We start from the raw sequence: 16,271 nt of genomic DNA on the forward strand, positions 1-16,271 counted from the left end.
AGATTTAACTACCAATTCATATTATTAACTATAAACTACTATCTTTGCAGTCTGAAAAATAAAACAGAACGTGATTTATCCTGAAAATTTTGAGCTGAAAATTGGCTTTGACAAAATACGACAATTTCTCACGGCAAGATGCCTGAGTCCGTTGGGTGAAGAAATGGTTTCGGAAATGACCTTTTCTTCCCAATACACATATATAATAGAGGCACTCTCTCAAACCGACGAATTTATAAGAATAGTGCAGGAAGAAGATAATTTTCCGACTAACTTTTTCCTTGATGTACGCCCTGCATTACGCAGTATAAGAATAGAAGGCACATGGATAGAAGAATCGTCCTTGTTTGACCTGCGACGATCCTTGCAGACGATACGTGACATTGTCAGTTTCTTCAAAAAAGAGGAAGAAGAAAATACTCCCTACCCTCACTTGTATGCACTGGCAGGCAATGTGATAGTATTTCCTCAACTTATAAGTAAGATAGACAATATACTCGATAAATTCGGACGGATAAAAGACAATGCATCTCCCGAACTGAGCAAGATACGCAGGGAAATTGCCCATATATCGGGCGGGATATCAAAAAGCCTGAATGCGATTCTGCGTATGGCGCAGAACGAGGGACTTGTAGAAAAAGACGTGACTCCGACAATGCGCGACGGAAGGCTGGTTATACCTGTCGCTCCCGCCTTTAAGCGTAAGATAAAAGGTATTGTGCATGACGAATCAGCTTCGGGGAAGACCGTTTTTATAGAACCGGCCGAAGTTGTTGAGTCCAACAACAGGATACGGGAACTGGAGAGTGAAGAGCGCAGGGAGATAATTAAGATACTGGTGGCATTTACTGATCTGTTGCGACCACTGACTCCTGATATCATCCAGTCATACGAATTTCTTGCGATGATCGACTTTATAAGAGCAAAAGCCACATTTTCTATCGATCTGGGCGCAATAAAGCCTCCAATGGAAGATAAGCAGATCGTCCGCTGGTACAGGGCTATACACCCTCTGCTCTTCATCTCGCATCGCAAACAGAAAAAGGAAGTTGTACCTCTAAATATAGAGCTGGAAGAGGACAGCCGGCTCCTGATAATATCGGGACCGAATGCAGGAGGGAAATCAGTATGCCTGAAAACGGTGGGATTACTCCAATATATGGTACAATGCGGATTACCGATACCTGTAGACGAAAGCTCTATAGTAGGTGTTTTCGAGCATATATTTATCGATATAGGCGATGAGCAATCCATAGAAAATGACCTGAGTACCTACAGTTCGCATCTGACGAATATGAAATTTTTCGTCCGGAACTGTGATAAGAAAACAATATTACTGATCGATGAGTTCGGTGGAGGTACAGAGCCACAGATAGGTGGCGCTATCGCCGAATCTTTGCTCAAAAGGTTTAATGAAAGAGGTTCGTTCGGGGTAATTACTACCCACTACCAAAACCTGAAGCATTTTGCCAATGAGAATAAAGGTGTTGTGAACGGAGCCATGCTTTACGACCGCCACATGATGCAGCCATTGTTTACGCTGGCAATCGGAAATCCGGGAAGCTCGTTCGCCATAGAGATAGCACGCAAAATAGGCCTGCCGGAAGATGTGATCGCCGATGCGTCGGATATTGTCGGCAGCGACTATATCAATATGGATAAATACCTGCAGGATATTGTCCGCGACAAACGCTACTGGGAGAGTAAGCGCCAGAATATCCGCCAGAAAGAAAAACGGCTGGAAGAAATCACCGAGACTTACGAAACCGATCTGCTGGCAGTAGAAAAGCAACGGAAAGAAATCATACGACAGGCGAAAACAGAGGCGGAAAGATTACTGGCGGAAGCGAATGCGAAAATAGAGAATACCATACGTACAATAAAGGAATCTCAGGCCGAGAAGGAGAAAACGAAACAGGCACGCCAGTCCCTGAGTGAATTCAAAACCTCGCTGGAGAATGAAAATCCTGTGGATGATAAGATTGCACGCAAGATACAGAAGCTAAAGAGTAAAGAAAAGAACAGGAAGCAAAAAGACAAGCAACCGGAGAAAGACAAGCAAATAACGATCTCTGTCGGCGATAATGTACGCATCAAAGGGCAAACATCTATCGGACAAGTGCTGGACATACAAAAGAGCAATGCCACTGTCGCTTTTGGCATGATAAAGTCAAGCGTAAAACTTGATTCGCTGGAATATGTTAGTAAAAACCAAACCAAGCGTGAGACGAAAAGCAACCTTGTCAGCGCCGCGGCCAGTGACAGTGTAAGAGAGAGGAAGCTAAACTTCAAACAGGATATCGATGTGCGGGGAATGCGTGGCGACGAGGCTTTGCAAGCTGTTATGTATTTCATCGACGATGCTATTTTAGTGGGCATGTCCCGGGTACGTATATTACACGGTACGGGCACAGGCATCCTGCGGCAACTTATACGTGACTATCTGCGGACTGTATCAGGAATTAAGAGTTATCAGGATGAACACGTGCAATTTGGAGGAACAGGTATTACCGTTGTAGATTTAGAATAAAACAAAAAGAGGCTGTCTAAAAAGTAATTTTTATTATCTCTTTGTCATGTTGAACGGAGTCAAACATCTCGTTTCCGGAGAGTCGGGATTCTTCGTTGCACTCAGAATGACAAAGGGAAGTAACACTTTGATAGTGTAATCTTACTTTTGGGACAGCCTCTTTAATATCAATATATTGACGGATTATTTATTTTCAGTATCTTTCACAAATTCGAGCACCACATTTCCCTCTTTTGAGAAAACCAGTTTATCGCCATTAATCGCTGCTTGCAGCGGTGTTGTCAACAGCCCGGTAAACAGGGTTTCACCTTGCAGGCTGGGACAAGCCATCATAGTAGATGCTACAGGCTTGAATGTAATAGTATCACCGCTTAATTCGTATGCAGTGCGGTAGTTATTGCAACCCGCATTACCGAACACACCGTTATTTTCGGCAAATTCCATAGTCGGTTTGTTTTCGGCGAACAAGGTAGCGATATCACCTCCGGCAATAGAAGTAAGATTCCATTTTCCGGTCAGGCTTTCTGTATTAAGGGTTACATCATTACTTACAGGAACTTCTCCTTTTACAAACTGAAGCACAACTGTTTCTCCATCTTTGAATACCAGTTCCCCTTTATCATCAAGGGCAATGGTCATATTAGGAGCAGAAAGAGCAGCCAGATATTGAGACTCCTTGTTTTCCTGAAAGCACATTTTCATTGTTGCCGCAAGGTTAGGAGCCGAGAATTCGTTTGCTTCGCTAAGAGTGAACGCTCCGCTGAAAGTATTACAGCCTCCGCTGCCGGATACTATGCTGTCTCCGAAATTGAACTGTAAACTGGGGTTGGGTCCTTTGAATGCATCCTGGGCATTTTCGCCCTGCAATGTTTTCAATGACCAGAAGCCTTCAAGTTTAGCTTTATCGATAGGCTTCGTCGAATTGCAACTCTGCAACCCGAATACGATTGTGAGTGCTGTGGCTACCATTGCCACTGACATTAACATCTTCTTCATAATTCTTTGGATTTGTATTATTATATTATATCGAATTTATCCGCGTCTTTCCATACAGGAAACTTTGCCCTGAATTTATCCAGATCTGTCTTAGAGATATTTACAGTCTCTATATCTTCTTCTTTCACCATCGAAGTCATTTCTTCTCCCCGGGCGTTTATCATCTTCGATCCGCCGATGTATTCCAGTCCGTTGCCATCCTCCCCAAAACGGTTTACCCCACATACATAACTCATATTTTCTATAGCCCGTGCAGTCAGGAGGGCATCCCAGACTTTAGAACGTGAAGCCGGCCAGTTGGCAACATAGATAAGCAGATCGTATTCATTGTTTACATTACGTGCCCACACAGGAAAACGAAGATCATAGCATACCAGCAGGCAGATATTAAATCCTTTGTATTCGAATACCAGCCTTTGATTCCCTGCCGAAAAATACTCAGGTTCACTCCCCATTCTGAACAAATGACGTTTGTCGTAATAGTATTCTTTGTCGGGAGTGATAAAAAAAGCCCGGTTATAGCAGTTGCCATTATCAGATGCGATAAAACTACCACAAATAGCGATATTATAAAGCTTTGCCCATTGTTTTATAGAGGAAATTGTATTACCATCATTTGATTCCGCCAGATTCCGACTGTTCATCGTAAACCCGGTAGAAAACATCTCAGGCAGAACAAACACATCGGTTTGCCCGGCTCTGAAATTGATGTAGTCATGCACACGTTCCAGATTATTCTGCTTGTCTTCCCAGACAATATCCAACTGCACAAGACTTATCCTGAGTAAATTATCTTGTTCCATACAATAGTAAACGCTTTAGAGAGAGAAATGTTTCGGATATTTGGCTGTTACATCCTTGTAGTACGATTTGATCTCTTCTATATCTGCATCTACATTACCGGTAGGTTTGAATACTGCTTTAAACTCCACTTCTTTTTTACCATAATCAAGCGAAACTACAACGATGGGGACATTTGCAGCCTGTGCTATAAAATAGAATCCTTTCTTCCATTCTGTATTCAGCTTACGTGTGGCTTCGGGAGTAATTGCCAGTTGAAAATTCTCTCTTCTGGCATATTCTTCAGCCATCTGTTCGGTCAGGGATGTTTTCCTCGAACGATCAACAGGTATTCCTCCCAAGGCTCTAAAGATAAGATTCATTGGAAAAAAGAACCAGTCTTTCTTTATTAAGAATGAAGCCTTTCTACCCATGGACTTATATATGATAAGCCCTAAAAACAAGTCCCAGTTACTAGTATGTGGAGCGACACAAATGACACATTTATCGGGGAGACTTGTTCTCACAAGTATTTTCCAGCCGATAAGTTTTATAATAAACTTACAGATTTTCTTCATTAACCTAATACTGCTATTTCTTTAGCGATGATGTCGGCCTGCACTTTGATGTCGGCTCTCAATTTTTTATAATATGCTTTAACCCGTCCCTTTACTTCTTTTCCTTCGTTCACGTTCACACGCTTCAGCAGGTCGTCATGGATTTCATTTATCTTTATCATTAGTTTGTCGGCTGCTTCCTGATCGGCGTCTATGACGAACATTTTGTAAAACAAACAGTCAACAAATAATAAATTCATAACTTCATTTATGTTTTTTTTCAACTTTCTTCTGCTACTCATAATGAAAATATTTTCAAGAAGTTCTTATCTTTACTATCTTTGTCATCCTAATTTGAACGACGCGGCAAAGGTACTAAAAAAAGATATTGATAAGGGGAAATATCTTATAGTATTTAATAAGTATTCACTATAGCGCGTCGGACAAATAGAAAATATATCGTATATGATTAAAGATAATTATAATCCTGATTACATTTTCGAGACAAGCTGGGAAGTGTGTAACAAGGTCGGCGGAATTTATACTGTTTTATCAACCAGAGCAAAGACAATGCAAGATCTTTACAAAGATAAAGTGGTATTTATAGGCCCCGATATTTGGAAAAGTTCGGAAAGTCCCTGGTTCAAAGAAGATAAAAAGCTTCTCTCGGATTGGAAAAAAACAGCGGTTTTGCATGATCGGTTAAATATAAGAATAGGGCGATGGCTTGTTCCCGGAGAACCTATTGTTGTACTGGTGAATTTTGATCAGTTCTACCCTGTGAAAGATATTATTTATGGCGACATGTGGAATAAATTCAGTGTGGACTCACTTAACGCGTATGGAGACTACGATGAATCATGCATGTTTGCCTATGCGACAGGAGCTGTTATAGAAAGTTTCTATAAATACTATAAGCTGGAAACAAAGAAAGTTATAGCCCATTTCAATGAATGGATGCTGGGTATGGGTGCTTTGTATATAAAAGACCGGCTTCCCAAAATAGGAACATTGTTTACCACGCATGCCACGTCTATCGGACGCTCGATTGCCGGAAACAACAAACCGTTATACAACTACCTGGATGCTTACGACAGCGACCAGATGGCCCGTGAACTAAATATGGAAGCTAAACATTCTGTAGAAAAAACCGCCGCCCGTCATGTCGATTGTTTTACGACTGTGAGTGATATCACTGCCCATGAATGTAAATATCTGCTCCAACGTGATCCGCTGGTAACCCCAAATGGGTTTGAGAAGGATTTTATCCCTGTGGGCAAAGAGCATGAGAAAAAGCGCATTTCTGCACGCAGGAAACTGATAAATGTAGCTGAAAAACTTCTGGGATACGACATACAGCAGGATGCGCTCCTTGTGGTAACCAGTGGAAGATACGAATACAGGAATAAAGGGCTGGATGTGTTTGTTGATGCCATGCATCGCTTAAGTCAGATAAAGCAACTGGAGAAAGACGTTGTGGCATTTATAATGGTGCCCGCATGGATTGATACGGCACGAACCGATCTGCAGGAACGCCTGAAATTGACCAAAACGCCCGATAGCCCGTTAAGTCACCCTCATATAACACATTGGTTGCGTAATATGAATCATGACTCTATTCTCAACCAGGTAGATTATCTGAAATTGGGGAATAAAAAAGAAGATAAAGTGAAAATCATATTTGTACCATCTTATCTGAATGGAAACGATGGTATTTTTGACATGCCGTATTACGATCTGCTCATTGGTATGGATGTGAGTGTTTTTGCTTCGTATTACGAGCCTTGGGGCTATACACCTCATGAAAGTATTGCTTTTTCAGTTCCAACTATTACTACCACCCTGGCCGGATTTGGGCTATGGATGAAGAAAATGGGGGATGAGAAAGGTATGGATGACGGGGCAGAGGTGCTGCGACGCGACGATTATAATTTCATAGAAGTATCAGAAGATATCTGCAACCGTGTGTTTGAGATGACTACCAAAAGTGCGGAAGAAGAAAGGATATTGCGCCAGGCTGCTCTCGACAGAGCCGGATTAGCCGATTGGTCTCATTTCTTCAAGTATTATCAGGAAGCATATACAATCGCATTAAAAAAAGCAGGAACCAGATAATGCCCTCTTATTATTGCAATCGTTTGCGACTTATATAACGGAGGTTACATAAAAGATAAACAATCAAATACATTAGATTTGTTATATTTGTAACTCTAAAAATCAGAACAAATAACTAACGAAGTTAGATAAATACAAGGAATATTAGGTTTTAAATAAAATATTTATGAGAATTAAAGCAAGTTATTCGAACACTCCATCGTGGAGAAATGCGTACACTCAGGTTAATCTTCCCAAGGAGCTGCTTCCGCTGGAGAAAATTTCCCGCAATTTATGGTGGGTGTGGAACAATGATGCGACAGATCTTTTTGCCGAATTTGACCCTCAACTATGGAAAGCATCAGGACATAATCCGGTTGTTTTTCTACAAAAACTATCTTATGAAAGAATAGACCAGATCATTAAGGATCAGGCCTTGATGGACAAGGTAAAAAGCGTTGTAAAGAATTTTGAAACATACATGTCTAAGAAGTACGACACTTCAAAGCCTTCTGTTGCATACTTCAGTATGGAATATGGTTTTACACATGTATTGAAAATATATTCAGGAGGTTTAGGCGTTCTGGCCGGTGACTATCTGAAAGAAGCCAGCGACAGCCATGTAGACCTGACAGGTGTAGGGTTTCTATATCGCTATGGTTATTTCACCCAATCCATATCTCCTGACGGACAGCAGGTTGCCAATTATGAACCTCAGAATTTCGGGGAACTGCCAATCGAGCCTGTACTGAATGAAGACGGTAACCAGATGATACTGGCTGTGCCATATCCCGACAGAGATATTTACGCAAATGTATGGCGGGTGAATGTAGGCCGTATAAGCCTTTACCTGTTGGATACCGATATGGATCTGAACAGCGAATGGGATCGTCCTATCACACACCAGTTATATGGAGGCGACTGGGAAAACCGCCTGAAACAGGAATATCTGCTTGGTATTGGTGGCATTATGCTATTAAACAAACTGGGTATAAAGAAAGAAATATATCACTGTAACGAAGGACATGCAGCATTTATCAACCTGCAACGTTTACTTGACCTTATCGAAGGACAAGGATTAACATTCAACCAGGCGTTAGAAGTTGTACGTGCATCAGGCTTATATACAGTACATACTCCGGTTCCGGCAGGACATGACTATTTTGACGAAGGACTTCTTGGAAAATATATGGGAAGCTTCCCTTCCCGTCTGGGAATCTCTTGGCAAGAATTTGTGGATATGGGACGTGAACATCCGGGTAGCGGGGAAAAATTCAGCATGAGCGTGTTTGCTCTGAATACTTGTCTCGAAGCAAACGGAGTAAGCTACCTGCACGGTATTGTATCCCGTAAAATGTTCCAGCCTGTATGGCCGGGATATTTCTCTGAAGAACTCCACGTAGGGCACGTTACCAACGGTGTGCATCTACCTACATGGACTGCTAAGGAAATGAAGGGGTTATATGAAAAGACATTCGATAAGAATTTCTACGAAGACCAGTCGAATCATGAAATCTGGGATAATATTTACAGTGTTCCCGATGCTGAAGTATGGAAACTCAGACTGGCTATGAAGAAACGTCTTATCAGCTATGTGCAGGAACAAATGAAAGAAGGATGGATCAAAAGCCAGCAAGCACCTTCTGCGATCTTCTCGATTGTAGATAAGATCAACCCTGACGCATTGCTCGTTGGTTTCGGCCGCCGCTTTGCCACATACAAACGCGCACATCTTTTGTTCCAGGATCTGGACCGTTTGGCAAAACTTGTAAACAACGAAAAATACCCTATTCAATTCTTATATACAGGTAAAGCCCACCCAGCCGATGGTGCCGGACAAGGTCTGATCAAACAGATTGTTGAGATTTCGCGCCGTCCGGAATTTTTAGGAAAAATCATTTTCCTCGAAAATTATGATATGCGTCTGGCAAAACGTCTGATTTCCGGAGTCGATATCTGGCTGAATACGCCTACACGTCCATTGGAGGCATCAGGAACATCAGGAGAAAAAGCCCTGATGAATGGTGTGTTGAACTTCTCGGTACTCGATGGCTGGTGGTATGAAGGTTATAAAAAAGAAGCCGGCTGGAACCTGACTGACAAACGGACTTATTCAAACCAGGCTTATCAGGACGAATTGGATGCGGCAGAAATATACGCAACATTCGAGAATGATATATTACCATTGTACTATGCGCGCAATTCGAAAGGCTACTCTCCGGAATGGATACAATACATAAAGAACTCCATAGCTCATATTGCTCCGGAATACACGACCAAGCGCATGATAGACGACTATATCAAGAACTTCTATAAACCCGAACAAACCCGCGCTAAGTTTGTAATGGCCAATAACTATGCAAAAGCGAAAGAACTAGCTGCATGGAAAGAAGATACTGCTGCTAACTGGGATAAATTTGTAGTTGAAAAACTACTGTTCAACGGACAGGATATAAACAATGGCGCGCAATTGGCATCACCTAATTTTACTGAAGGAGAAACGATCAAAGTTGAAGTAGTCATAGACAAAAAGGCTATGAAAGGAGATCTTGGCATTGATGCTGTAATGACAGAATATGATGCAGATAACCATGAAGCTAAGTTTGACAGAACAATGGAATTCAAGAAAGTGAAAGAGGAAGGCTCCAAGATTTATTTTGAGCTGACTACAGCTGCGAGAATACCGGGTATTAGTAACTTCTCTTACCGCGTATATCCAAAGCATCCTGATATGGCACATCGCCAGGACTTTGCGTTTGTCCGCTGGATCTAATCACACGGGATAATAAATATAAAATGAGCTATTCGTTTGAATAGCTCATTTTTTTATGAGTCTTTTACAATCTGCCTTATTTCATCCGATTCATATACATGATATCCGACTGTACCCAGCTGTGCCACACGACACATGGCCTGCGCCACATCTTTCGCCTTTATTGCCTTGTATTTCCGTAATGAACCGATAAAGAAGACCGAGAATATTTTCATGGCATATTCACTTATTCTTTCACCTAACCGAAATTCCTTTCTGTTCCCCAGCAACAGGGATGGCCGGAATATAGAGATCGATTGAAAAGCCAGTTTCCGTAAACCTTCTTCACATTTCCCTTTCGTTCTCAGATAGAAGTTACCCGATTCAGGATTAGCCCCGATTGATGAAATGATAGAGAATTGCTTAACTCCTCTGCTTGCTGCCGTTTTCGCAAATTGTAAGGAATATGTGAGATCAACTTTTTCAAAAGCCTCCTGACTTCCCGCTTTCTTAATAGTAGTACCCAGGCAGCAAAACATATCGTTGCCTTCTATAAGATCTTTATAAGATCCGGGATCGTCGAAATCCACAATGTGCTGCATAAGTTTTGGATGAGATATCTTCATTTCTCTTCTTACAAAGCTGATCACCTTATTATATTCGTTACTTGTTAACAATATCTTTAGCAGGTGCGAACCTGTAAGCCCTGTGCTACCTATTATGATCGCCGTTTTCTCCATATCTTAAAATTTCAGTTATTGACAACAGTTTTCCAAAACATCTATGAATAGAAGTGTAAATTAAATCTTTAATTTCAAATATCAAGCATCTCTTATCAACTAATTTTTCTAAGATTATTTTTGCACGCTTATCTATAATAACAGAATCTGCATTTTATTTCAGAAACTTTATCTATAGGTTAAAGGAGCAAGAGGAGCTAAAGCATTTAAGAATAAATAAAAAGCGATCTTTGAAAAAATGAAAAAAGTGTATGGTTTGTAAGATTTTGGTTAAAATATTAATTGCCTCCTGCTTTAGCTGGAGGGTACAAATAATAAAAAAATCTCATTAGTATTCCTCCAGCTAAAGCAGGAGGCAAGTGATCAAAGAGGAAAGAATCTGTCAGAAATGTCAGGTTTTAGTTAAAAACGAACGACTATAATCTAGCAATTATAGAGCCCTTACCTGATTTTCACAAGCTCTGCAACTGGTTTTCATTAATTTCAAAAAATATATATGTTTTGTTGTAACAAATTTTTCACCTGCTCCGTCTTATCATTAGAAAACCAATTTACTTGAAATAATTATTAACCGATACAATATAAACTATTATGAAAAAGTATGTATTTCCTCTGATATTAGCTTTATCTTTGAGTACTGTGGCTTATGGCCAAAATGTAGATAATTTGCTTAAAAAGGCAGCAAGAGCCGAAAGAGTAGAAAAAGTAAAAGTGGGAGGTTTCCTGATGTCTCTGGCAAAAATGTGCGGAGGATTTAATGATGCTCCCGAACTAAGAAGCCTCAGTGGGGTTGAAGTGTATGACCTGTCTGATTGTGACCAGAAGTATAAGCAAGATCTGAAGAAAGAATTTGATAAGATCAAAGACGGAAATGGTTATGAAACTCTCATGTATGTGAAAGATGGTCAGGAAGGTGTACGCATTATGATAAAGAAAGATAAAAAGAACTATATCCGCGAAATGGTTTTCTTATGCATGGACAAAGACGATCCGGCAATTATAAAACTATCGGGGAAAATAAAGGAGGATTATATAGCTGAATTAGTAAATGAATATTCAAAATAAAACGACAATGAAGAAATTTATACTCTTATTAGTACTGGTAGCAGGAATAAGCCTGACAACTTCTGCTCAGGATCTGAATAAAATAATGGCTGATCTGGCTAAAATAGAAGGAGCTGTTCACCAGGTTGTGAATAAAGAAACCCTTGATACTTCATTAAAAGGCCAGAAGGAAAATTTACCATCCGTAGTGGAGAAGTTAACCAGCGTCGAAGTTGTCGTCTTAGAAAATGGCCCGGTGGAATTGAGTGACAGTCTGGCAAACGAGTTATCAAACTTTAAAGATGGCAATGGTTTTGCAACATTACTCACTGTAAAGGACGGAACAGACAAAGTACGTATCATATCGCATAAAGAGGACGATTCCACTACATCCGTTTATGTCATTGTCATAGATGAAGAAGATATTGTCTTCGTCAAAATGACAGGTAACCTTACAGAAGAAGATATTGCTGAAATTGTAAAAGAACAACAAAAGAAGAAATAAGATGGATGCAGAAACTTTTAAAAAAGTTTTTCTCCCATATCATCAGAAATTATACAGAATTGCTTATCGCATGGTGCAAAACGTTGCCAATGCAGAAGATATAGTCCAGGAGACTTTTATTAAACTTTGGAATAAAAGGGACGATCTGGAAAATGTGGAAAATCCCGAAGCTTTTTCTATCATCATACTTCGAAACACATGTTTAGATCATCTGAGAAAAACAAAACATGAATTTCAAACATCGTATGATATGGATATTCCCGAAAAAGAATCCCTAGCTCATCAGATAGAGCTACAGGACAACGCAAAACAAATAAAGACACTGATACATAAACTACCAGATCAGCAAAGGCAGGTAATGATGATGAAACATTGGGACGGATACTCTGACGAGGAAATAGAACAGATAACAGGACTAAGTGCCGGAAATATTAGGGTAATCTTATCGAGAGCGCGAAAAATGGTACGGGAACAATTCTTAAAAATGGAACAACAATGGACACTGGCGAAATAAAAAAACTGATCGAGGCTTTCTACAACGGGGAAACAAGCCCTGAGGAAGAACAAATACTGTCTGATTACTTCAATGGCAAGGATGTTTCCGATGATTTACTGGACGAAAAAGAACTCTTTCTGAATATGTACAAGAATGATCCCATTGAAGTCCCTGAAAAGCTCGAGAGCAAGCTAAATATCCTGATAGACAAACTGGATGATGAAGAAAAAATCAAACAGAAAAGAAAAAAACTATGGATACAGGTAGGTAGTATAGCTGCCGGAATAGCTCTACTTATTACCGCAGGATTATACTTCAACAAAGGACAGGAAACAATCAATCCGGACAAACCGTCTCTTACAAGTCAGGTTTCGGTAGAAGATCAGGCAAAAATAAAAGAAGCGCAGGAAGCACTTATGCTGTTATCTGCTAATTTCAACAAAGGGGTGGAACAAGTCGAATTTGCATCGGCTAATCTAAACAAAGCCAACGAAATACTAAATAAAACTTTCAAACAATAAAAAGAAAAAGTCATGAAAACAAAGATAATACTCACTTCATTATTGCTTATGTTAGGCCTGATGGCCGCGCAGGCACAAAACAGCGACATGTTCGAAAAGCTATCGAATCATAAAGATGTAACAACTGTATATATATCCAAATCTCTCCTTAACATGATGCCCAACCTGGATACAGGAGGAGCGGATATAAAGAGCCTTGCCGGGAAACTGGAACAACTGGAGATATATAACACCAACGGTAACAAAGAAGCGAATAACATCATCAGAAAAGAAGTGGAAGCCTTAACAAAATCAAAAACGTATGAAACGCTGATGAAAATAAAAGACGGAACCGATAATGTTACATTCTACGCTCACAAAGAGAAAGACCGCTTCAAAGACCTGATCATGTTTGTCAACGAGCCGGACGATTGCACCATAATCCGTATCATGGGTAACTTTACGGCAGAAGACATACAAAAAGTGATGGACAGCAAGAAATAAACCCGCTACTTATTCTTTTAAACAAAACGGTAACGAAAAGGCTTCGGATCATTCCGGAGCTTTTTCATCATTAGCCAGTCTTCTTATTCGTTGCTTCTTTGCCAGATCCACAAGCCATGCAACAAGGAAATACACCAGAAATATAATAGGATACATAAAGAATATAAGGAAAGTATATCCATGCCTGCGTGAGGCATAATCTCCGATAACCCAGTCTACAACTTCGGGAAGCAGCATAAAGAGAACGCAAAAGACAAATGGAACCGCAAGGCTACCGGCGATCACTGCCCATGAGTATTTCTTCTTTGGATTTTCGTTACGATAACGAAGTATCCACCAGATATGCACGACAGCAAGTAAAGCTGCGAAAATCAGGGCCAGCCCACCCCCTTCAATAGCTATCAACAAAGAGGCAAATTTACTTACTTCAGGCGTATACGATAATGTAAATGTATCCTGAGGGAGTTTGGTAAAATGCCATTCCTTCAAGGTTTCGAAAGACGGGGAGTCCGGCAGATCGGTTTCTATCACAGTTCCTATTTCCGATGCATCTACCTTAATATGCAAGTCACCGAATGAGCGCCAGTAACGTGCTGGTTCCAGGTTATAGTTATAAATAAACTCAGTGACAGCACCTCCTAAATACCTGGTTGCTTCGGCTATATACTCTACCCGTATTTTATTAACCCCTTCGGGAATATCCACTTCAAAGTATTTAAGCCCGATAAGGTTGGGTATCTCTTTTCTCGAGTAATTGAGATAGCCATCTATCGAATCTATCCAGCGTAAAGCATTTGGATTCTCGTAAGTAGAAGGTATTGAGTGAACTGACGTCTCCTCATCATTTATCCATACCTTAAATTCGCCCTGATCAGATGTATAGTGGTCAGTCATTGTATCAAAGATCAAAGGTATCTGAACTCCCCTCCTATCCGACCGGATAGTATAGATAATGGAAAACTTCGCCTGCCCCATTTTATACAGTACTATTTCGATACGTTCGTTCAGAATATCTATATCCTTACTGGAATATGCTTCCGACGTACGGTTGCCATCTCTATAGGGTGAAGACATATTGGAAAAAGCCGAAAGGCAAGCGATGATGAAAAGTATAAAGGCAAGTAAACGTTTCATAGCCGGCAAATATTGTATTAACGTAAAGATAAAGAAAAAGCCCCGAAGACAATCTCTTCAGGGCTTTTATCTGATTGCTGTTAATATTATTTCTTATCTTTTAATGCTGCGAATATCAAAGCTTCCAGTTCCTCGGCCAGTTCAGGATTATCCTTCACTGTATCTTTTGCCGCTTCGCGTCCCTGTCCGAGTTTCGTATCATTGTAGCTGTACCATGAACCACTTTTTTTGATAATACCCAGATCTGAACCCAAGTCGATGATCTCGCCCGAACGGGAGATACCTTCTCCGTACATAATATCGAATTCGGCCTTACGGAAAGGAGGCGCCACTTTATTCTTTGCTACTTTCACACGTGTCTGGCTTCCTTTCACTTCATCTCCGTCTTTCAGCTGTCCTATGCGACGAATATCAAGACGTACCGATGAGTAATATTTAAGGGCATTACCACCGGTTGTTGTTTCGGGCGAACCGAACATTACGCCGATCTTATCGCGCAACTGGTTGATGAATATACAGGTAGTGCTTGTTTTGTTAATAGCTGCTGTTAGTTTACGTAGTGCCTGCGACATCAGGCGGGCTTGCAATCCCATTTTGGAATCACCCATTTCACCTTCGAGTTCGGCTTTTGGAGTCAGCGCTGCCACTGAGTCGATCACAATAATATCTATGGCCGATGACCGTATCAATTGTTCGGCTATTTCCAAAGCCTGCTCTCCACTATCAGGCTGTGAGATGTAAAGATTCTCTATATCAACCCCCAGTTTTTCTGCATAGAATCGGTCGAACGCATGTTCTGCATCGATAAAGGCAGCAATACCCCCGGCTTTCTGGGCTTCTGCTATCGCATGAATAGCCAATGTTGTTTTACCAGACGATTCCGGGCCATATATTTCGATTACCCTGCCACGAGGGTAACCACCTACACCTAGTGCTGCATTCAATGCGATAGATCCGGTGGGGATAACTGCAATTTCATCCACTTTGTCATCACCCATCTTCATTATCGAGCCTTTTCCGTAGCTCTTTTCTATTTTGTCCATCGCCGCCTGCAAAGCCTTCAGCTTTTCGGTGTTAGGCGCTGCTTTCTTTTCTTTTTCTTCTGCCATTATTTTTCTTCCGTTTATTAGTTTATTTCTTATTCAGTATTTGTTCTGCATGCTGCTTTGTCTTTATCTGCTTAGGCCCAATAATGTCTTCTATCAGTCCATATTCGTCTACGAGGAAAGTAGTACGTATAGTACCCATAAATTTCCGCCCCATAAATGCTTTTTCTCCCCATACACCAAAAGCTTCGACCAGCTTTTTACCGGTATCGGCTATAAGAGGAAATGGCAATTGTTGCTTCTCTATAAATTTTTTATGAGAAGCCTCACTATCCACACTCACACCTAGTATTTGATAGCCGGCTTTCCGCAATTCCGAAAAATTATCCCTGAAACTACAGGCCTCAGCCGTACACCCGGGTGTACTGTCTTTCGGATAAAAGTACAGTACAAGCTTGCTTCCCGCATAATCTGAAGCTTTCACTTCTTTTCCTTCCTGGTTTACACCTAATATTTCAGGTATTTTATCTCCTATATTTAATGCCATAATTTGTTCTGTAAACAGTTACCAGTAAATAGTTAATATAATATTC

16 protein-coding genes are annotated in these 16,271 nt (G+C 40.7%); 8 read left to right on the plus strand and 8 right to left on the minus strand.

Translation table 11 applies throughout. The features are described 5' to 3' along the window. Positions 1–70 precede the first annotated feature (70 nt). Positions 71–2,530: an endonuclease MutS2 gene (locus tag GGR21_RS09390; RefSeq protein ID WP_183306960.1), complete on the plus strand. Its 2,460-nt coding sequence runs from the start codon at positions 71–73 to the stop codon at positions 2,528–2,530. Positions 2,531–2,713: 183 nt separating this feature from the next. Here the strand turns inward: GGR21_RS09390 and GGR21_RS09395 are convergent, their stop codons facing one another. The 4 genes from GGR21_RS09395 to GGR21_RS09410 are packed head-to-tail and all read right to left on the minus strand — an operon-like array spanning position 2,714 to position 5,123. Continuing rightward, the gene (locus GGR21_RS09395; RefSeq protein ID WP_183306961.1) at positions 2,714–3,526 is read right to left on the minus strand and encodes an META domain-containing protein; all 813 of its coding nucleotides are present in this window, start codon (positions 3,524–3,526) and stop codon (positions 2,714–2,716) included. 20 nt (positions 3,527–3,546) lie between these two features. Next, positions 3,547–4,329: an amidohydrolase gene (locus GGR21_RS09400; RefSeq protein ID WP_183306962.1), complete on the minus strand. Its 783-nt coding sequence runs from the start codon at positions 4,327–4,329 to the stop codon at positions 3,547–3,549. A gap of 15 nt (positions 4,330–4,344) precedes the next feature. Further along, positions 4,345–4,884: a 1-acyl-sn-glycerol-3-phosphate acyltransferase gene (locus GGR21_RS09405; RefSeq protein ID WP_183306963.1), complete on the minus strand. Its 540-nt coding sequence runs from the start codon at positions 4,882–4,884 to the stop codon at positions 4,345–4,347. Further along, on the minus strand, positions 4,884–5,123 hold the full coding sequence (locus GGR21_RS09410) for a hypothetical protein (RefSeq protein WP_246348045.1): 240 nt from the start codon (positions 5,121–5,123) through the stop codon (positions 4,884–4,886). The genes GGR21_RS09405 and GGR21_RS09410 overlap by 1 nt, the downstream gene beginning before the upstream one ends. Positions 5,124–5,328: 205 nt before the next feature. On the opposite strand from GGR21_RS09410, the gene GGR21_RS09415 reads away from it, so the two are divergent. Together GGR21_RS09415 and glgP are read left to right on the plus strand one after the other, a co-directional pair. Next, on the plus strand, positions 5,329–6,978 hold the full coding sequence (locus tag GGR21_RS09415; RefSeq protein WP_183306965.1) for a glycogen/starch synthase: 1,650 nt from the start codon (positions 5,329–5,331) through the stop codon (positions 6,976–6,978). A gap of 166 nt (positions 6,979–7,144) precedes the next feature. Further along, positions 7,145–9,730: an alpha-glucan family phosphorylase gene (gene glgP, locus GGR21_RS09420; protein ID WP_183306966.1), complete on the plus strand. Its 2,586-nt coding sequence runs from the start codon at positions 7,145–7,147 to the stop codon at positions 9,728–9,730. A 53-nt stretch (positions 9,731–9,783) separates the two neighbouring features. On the opposite strand, the gene GGR21_RS09425 is transcribed toward glgP, so the two are convergent. Beyond that, entirely contained in the window at positions 9,784–10,449 is a 666-nt protein-coding gene (locus GGR21_RS09425) for an oxidoreductase (RefSeq protein WP_183306967.1), read from the minus strand. A 591-nt stretch (positions 10,450–11,040) separates the two neighbouring features. Between GGR21_RS09425 and GGR21_RS09430 the strand changes: the two genes are divergently transcribed. The 5 genes from GGR21_RS09430 to GGR21_RS09450 are packed head-to-tail and all read left to right on the plus strand — an operon-like array spanning position 11,041 to position 13,498. Then, complete coding sequence (locus tag GGR21_RS09430) at positions 11,041–11,514, plus strand: DUF4252 domain-containing protein (protein WP_183306968.1); 474 nt, start codon at positions 11,041–11,043, stop codon at positions 11,512–11,514. A gap of 7 nt (positions 11,515–11,521) precedes the next feature. Continuing rightward, positions 11,522–11,998, plus strand: a complete 477-nt coding sequence (locus GGR21_RS09435; RefSeq protein ID WP_183306969.1) for a DUF4252 domain-containing protein — start codon at positions 11,522–11,524, stop codon at positions 11,996–11,998. 1 nt (position 11,999) lies between these two features. Next, positions 12,000–12,512 (plus strand): RNA polymerase sigma factor, encoded by a 513-nt coding sequence (locus GGR21_RS09440; protein ID WP_183306970.1) that lies wholly within the window; start codon positions 12,000–12,002, stop codon positions 12,510–12,512. After that, entirely contained in the window at positions 12,494–13,015 is a 522-nt protein-coding gene (locus GGR21_RS09445) for a hypothetical protein (RefSeq protein WP_183306971.1), read from the plus strand. The genes GGR21_RS09440 and GGR21_RS09445 overlap by 19 nt, the downstream gene beginning before the upstream one ends. A 12-nt stretch (positions 13,016–13,027) precedes the next feature. Then, a complete protein-coding gene (locus tag GGR21_RS09450) occupies positions 13,028–13,498 on the plus strand; it encodes a DUF4252 domain-containing protein (protein WP_183306972.1) in 471 nt (156 codons plus the stop codon). 48 nt (positions 13,499–13,546) lie between these two features. Here GGR21_RS09450 and GGR21_RS09455 read toward each other — a convergent pair whose 3' ends face one another. The 3 genes from GGR21_RS09455 to bcp form a co-directional block, all read right to left on the minus strand. Continuing rightward, positions 13,547–14,632 carry a hypothetical protein gene (locus GGR21_RS09455; RefSeq protein ID WP_183306973.1) on the minus strand — a complete coding sequence of 362 codons (1,086 nt, stop codon included), beginning with the start codon at positions 14,630–14,632 and terminating at the stop codon, positions 13,547–13,549. A gap of 86 nt (positions 14,633–14,718) precedes the next feature. After that, positions 14,719–15,741, minus strand: a complete 1,023-nt coding sequence (gene recA, locus GGR21_RS09460; RefSeq protein ID WP_183306974.1) for a recombinase RecA — start codon at positions 15,739–15,741, stop codon at positions 14,719–14,721. Positions 15,742–15,763: 22 nt separating this feature from the next. Next, positions 15,764–16,225 (minus strand): thioredoxin-dependent thiol peroxidase, encoded by a 462-nt coding sequence (gene bcp / locus GGR21_RS09465; protein ID WP_183306975.1) that lies wholly within the window; start codon positions 16,223–16,225, stop codon positions 15,764–15,766. Positions 16,226–16,271 lie beyond the last annotated feature (46 nt).

Source organism: Dysgonomonas hofstadii (assembly GCF_014196915.1).
Lineage (GTDB): Bacteria > Bacteroidota > Bacteroidia > Bacteroidales > Dysgonomonadaceae > Dysgonomonas > Dysgonomonas hofstadii.

Coding starts and splice junctions, on each gene's coding strand:
- GGR21_RS09395 (WP_183306961.1), bottom strand. CDS start 3,526: ATGAAGAAGATGTTAATGTCAGTGGCAATGGTAGCCACAGCACTCACA.
- GGR21_RS09400 (WP_183306962.1), bottom strand. CDS start 4,329: ATGGAACAAGATAATTTACTCAGGATAAGTCTTGTGCAGTTGGATATT.
- GGR21_RS09405 (WP_183306963.1), bottom strand. CDS start 4,884: ATGAAGAAAATCTGTAAGTTTATTATAAAACTTATCGGCTGGAAAATA.
- GGR21_RS09410 (WP_246348045.1), bottom strand. CDS start 5,123: ATGAATTTATTATTTGTTGACTGTTTGTTTTACAAAATGTTCGTCATA.
- GGR21_RS09415 (WP_183306965.1), top strand. CDS start 5,329: ATGATTAAAGATAATTATAATCCTGATTACATTTTCGAGACAAGCTGG.
- glgP (WP_183306966.1), top strand. CDS start 7,145: ATGAGAATTAAAGCAAGTTATTCGAACACTCCATCGTGGAGAAATGCG.
- GGR21_RS09425 (WP_183306967.1), bottom strand. CDS start 10,449: ATGGAGAAAACGGCGATCATAATAGGTAGCACAGGGCTTACAGGTTCG.
- GGR21_RS09430 (WP_183306968.1), top strand. CDS start 11,041: ATGAAAAAGTATGTATTTCCTCTGATATTAGCTTTATCTTTGAGTACT.
- GGR21_RS09435 (WP_183306969.1), top strand. CDS start 11,522: ATGAAGAAATTTATACTCTTATTAGTACTGGTAGCAGGAATAAGCCTG.
- GGR21_RS09440 (WP_183306970.1), top strand. CDS start 12,000: ATGGATGCAGAAACTTTTAAAAAAGTTTTTCTCCCATATCATCAGAAA.
- GGR21_RS09445 (WP_183306971.1), top strand. CDS start 12,494: ATGGACACTGGCGAAATAAAAAAACTGATCGAGGCTTTCTACAACGGG.
- GGR21_RS09450 (WP_183306972.1), top strand. CDS start 13,028: ATGAAAACAAAGATAATACTCACTTCATTATTGCTTATGTTAGGCCTG.
- GGR21_RS09455 (WP_183306973.1), bottom strand. CDS start 14,632: ATGAAACGTTTACTTGCCTTTATACTTTTCATCATCGCTTGCCTTTCG.
- recA (WP_183306974.1), bottom strand. CDS start 15,741: ATGGCAGAAGAAAAAGAAAAGAAAGCAGCGCCTAACACCGAAAAGCTG.
- bcp (WP_183306975.1), bottom strand. CDS start 16,225: ATGGCATTAAATATAGGAGATAAAATACCTGAAATATTAGGTGTAAAC.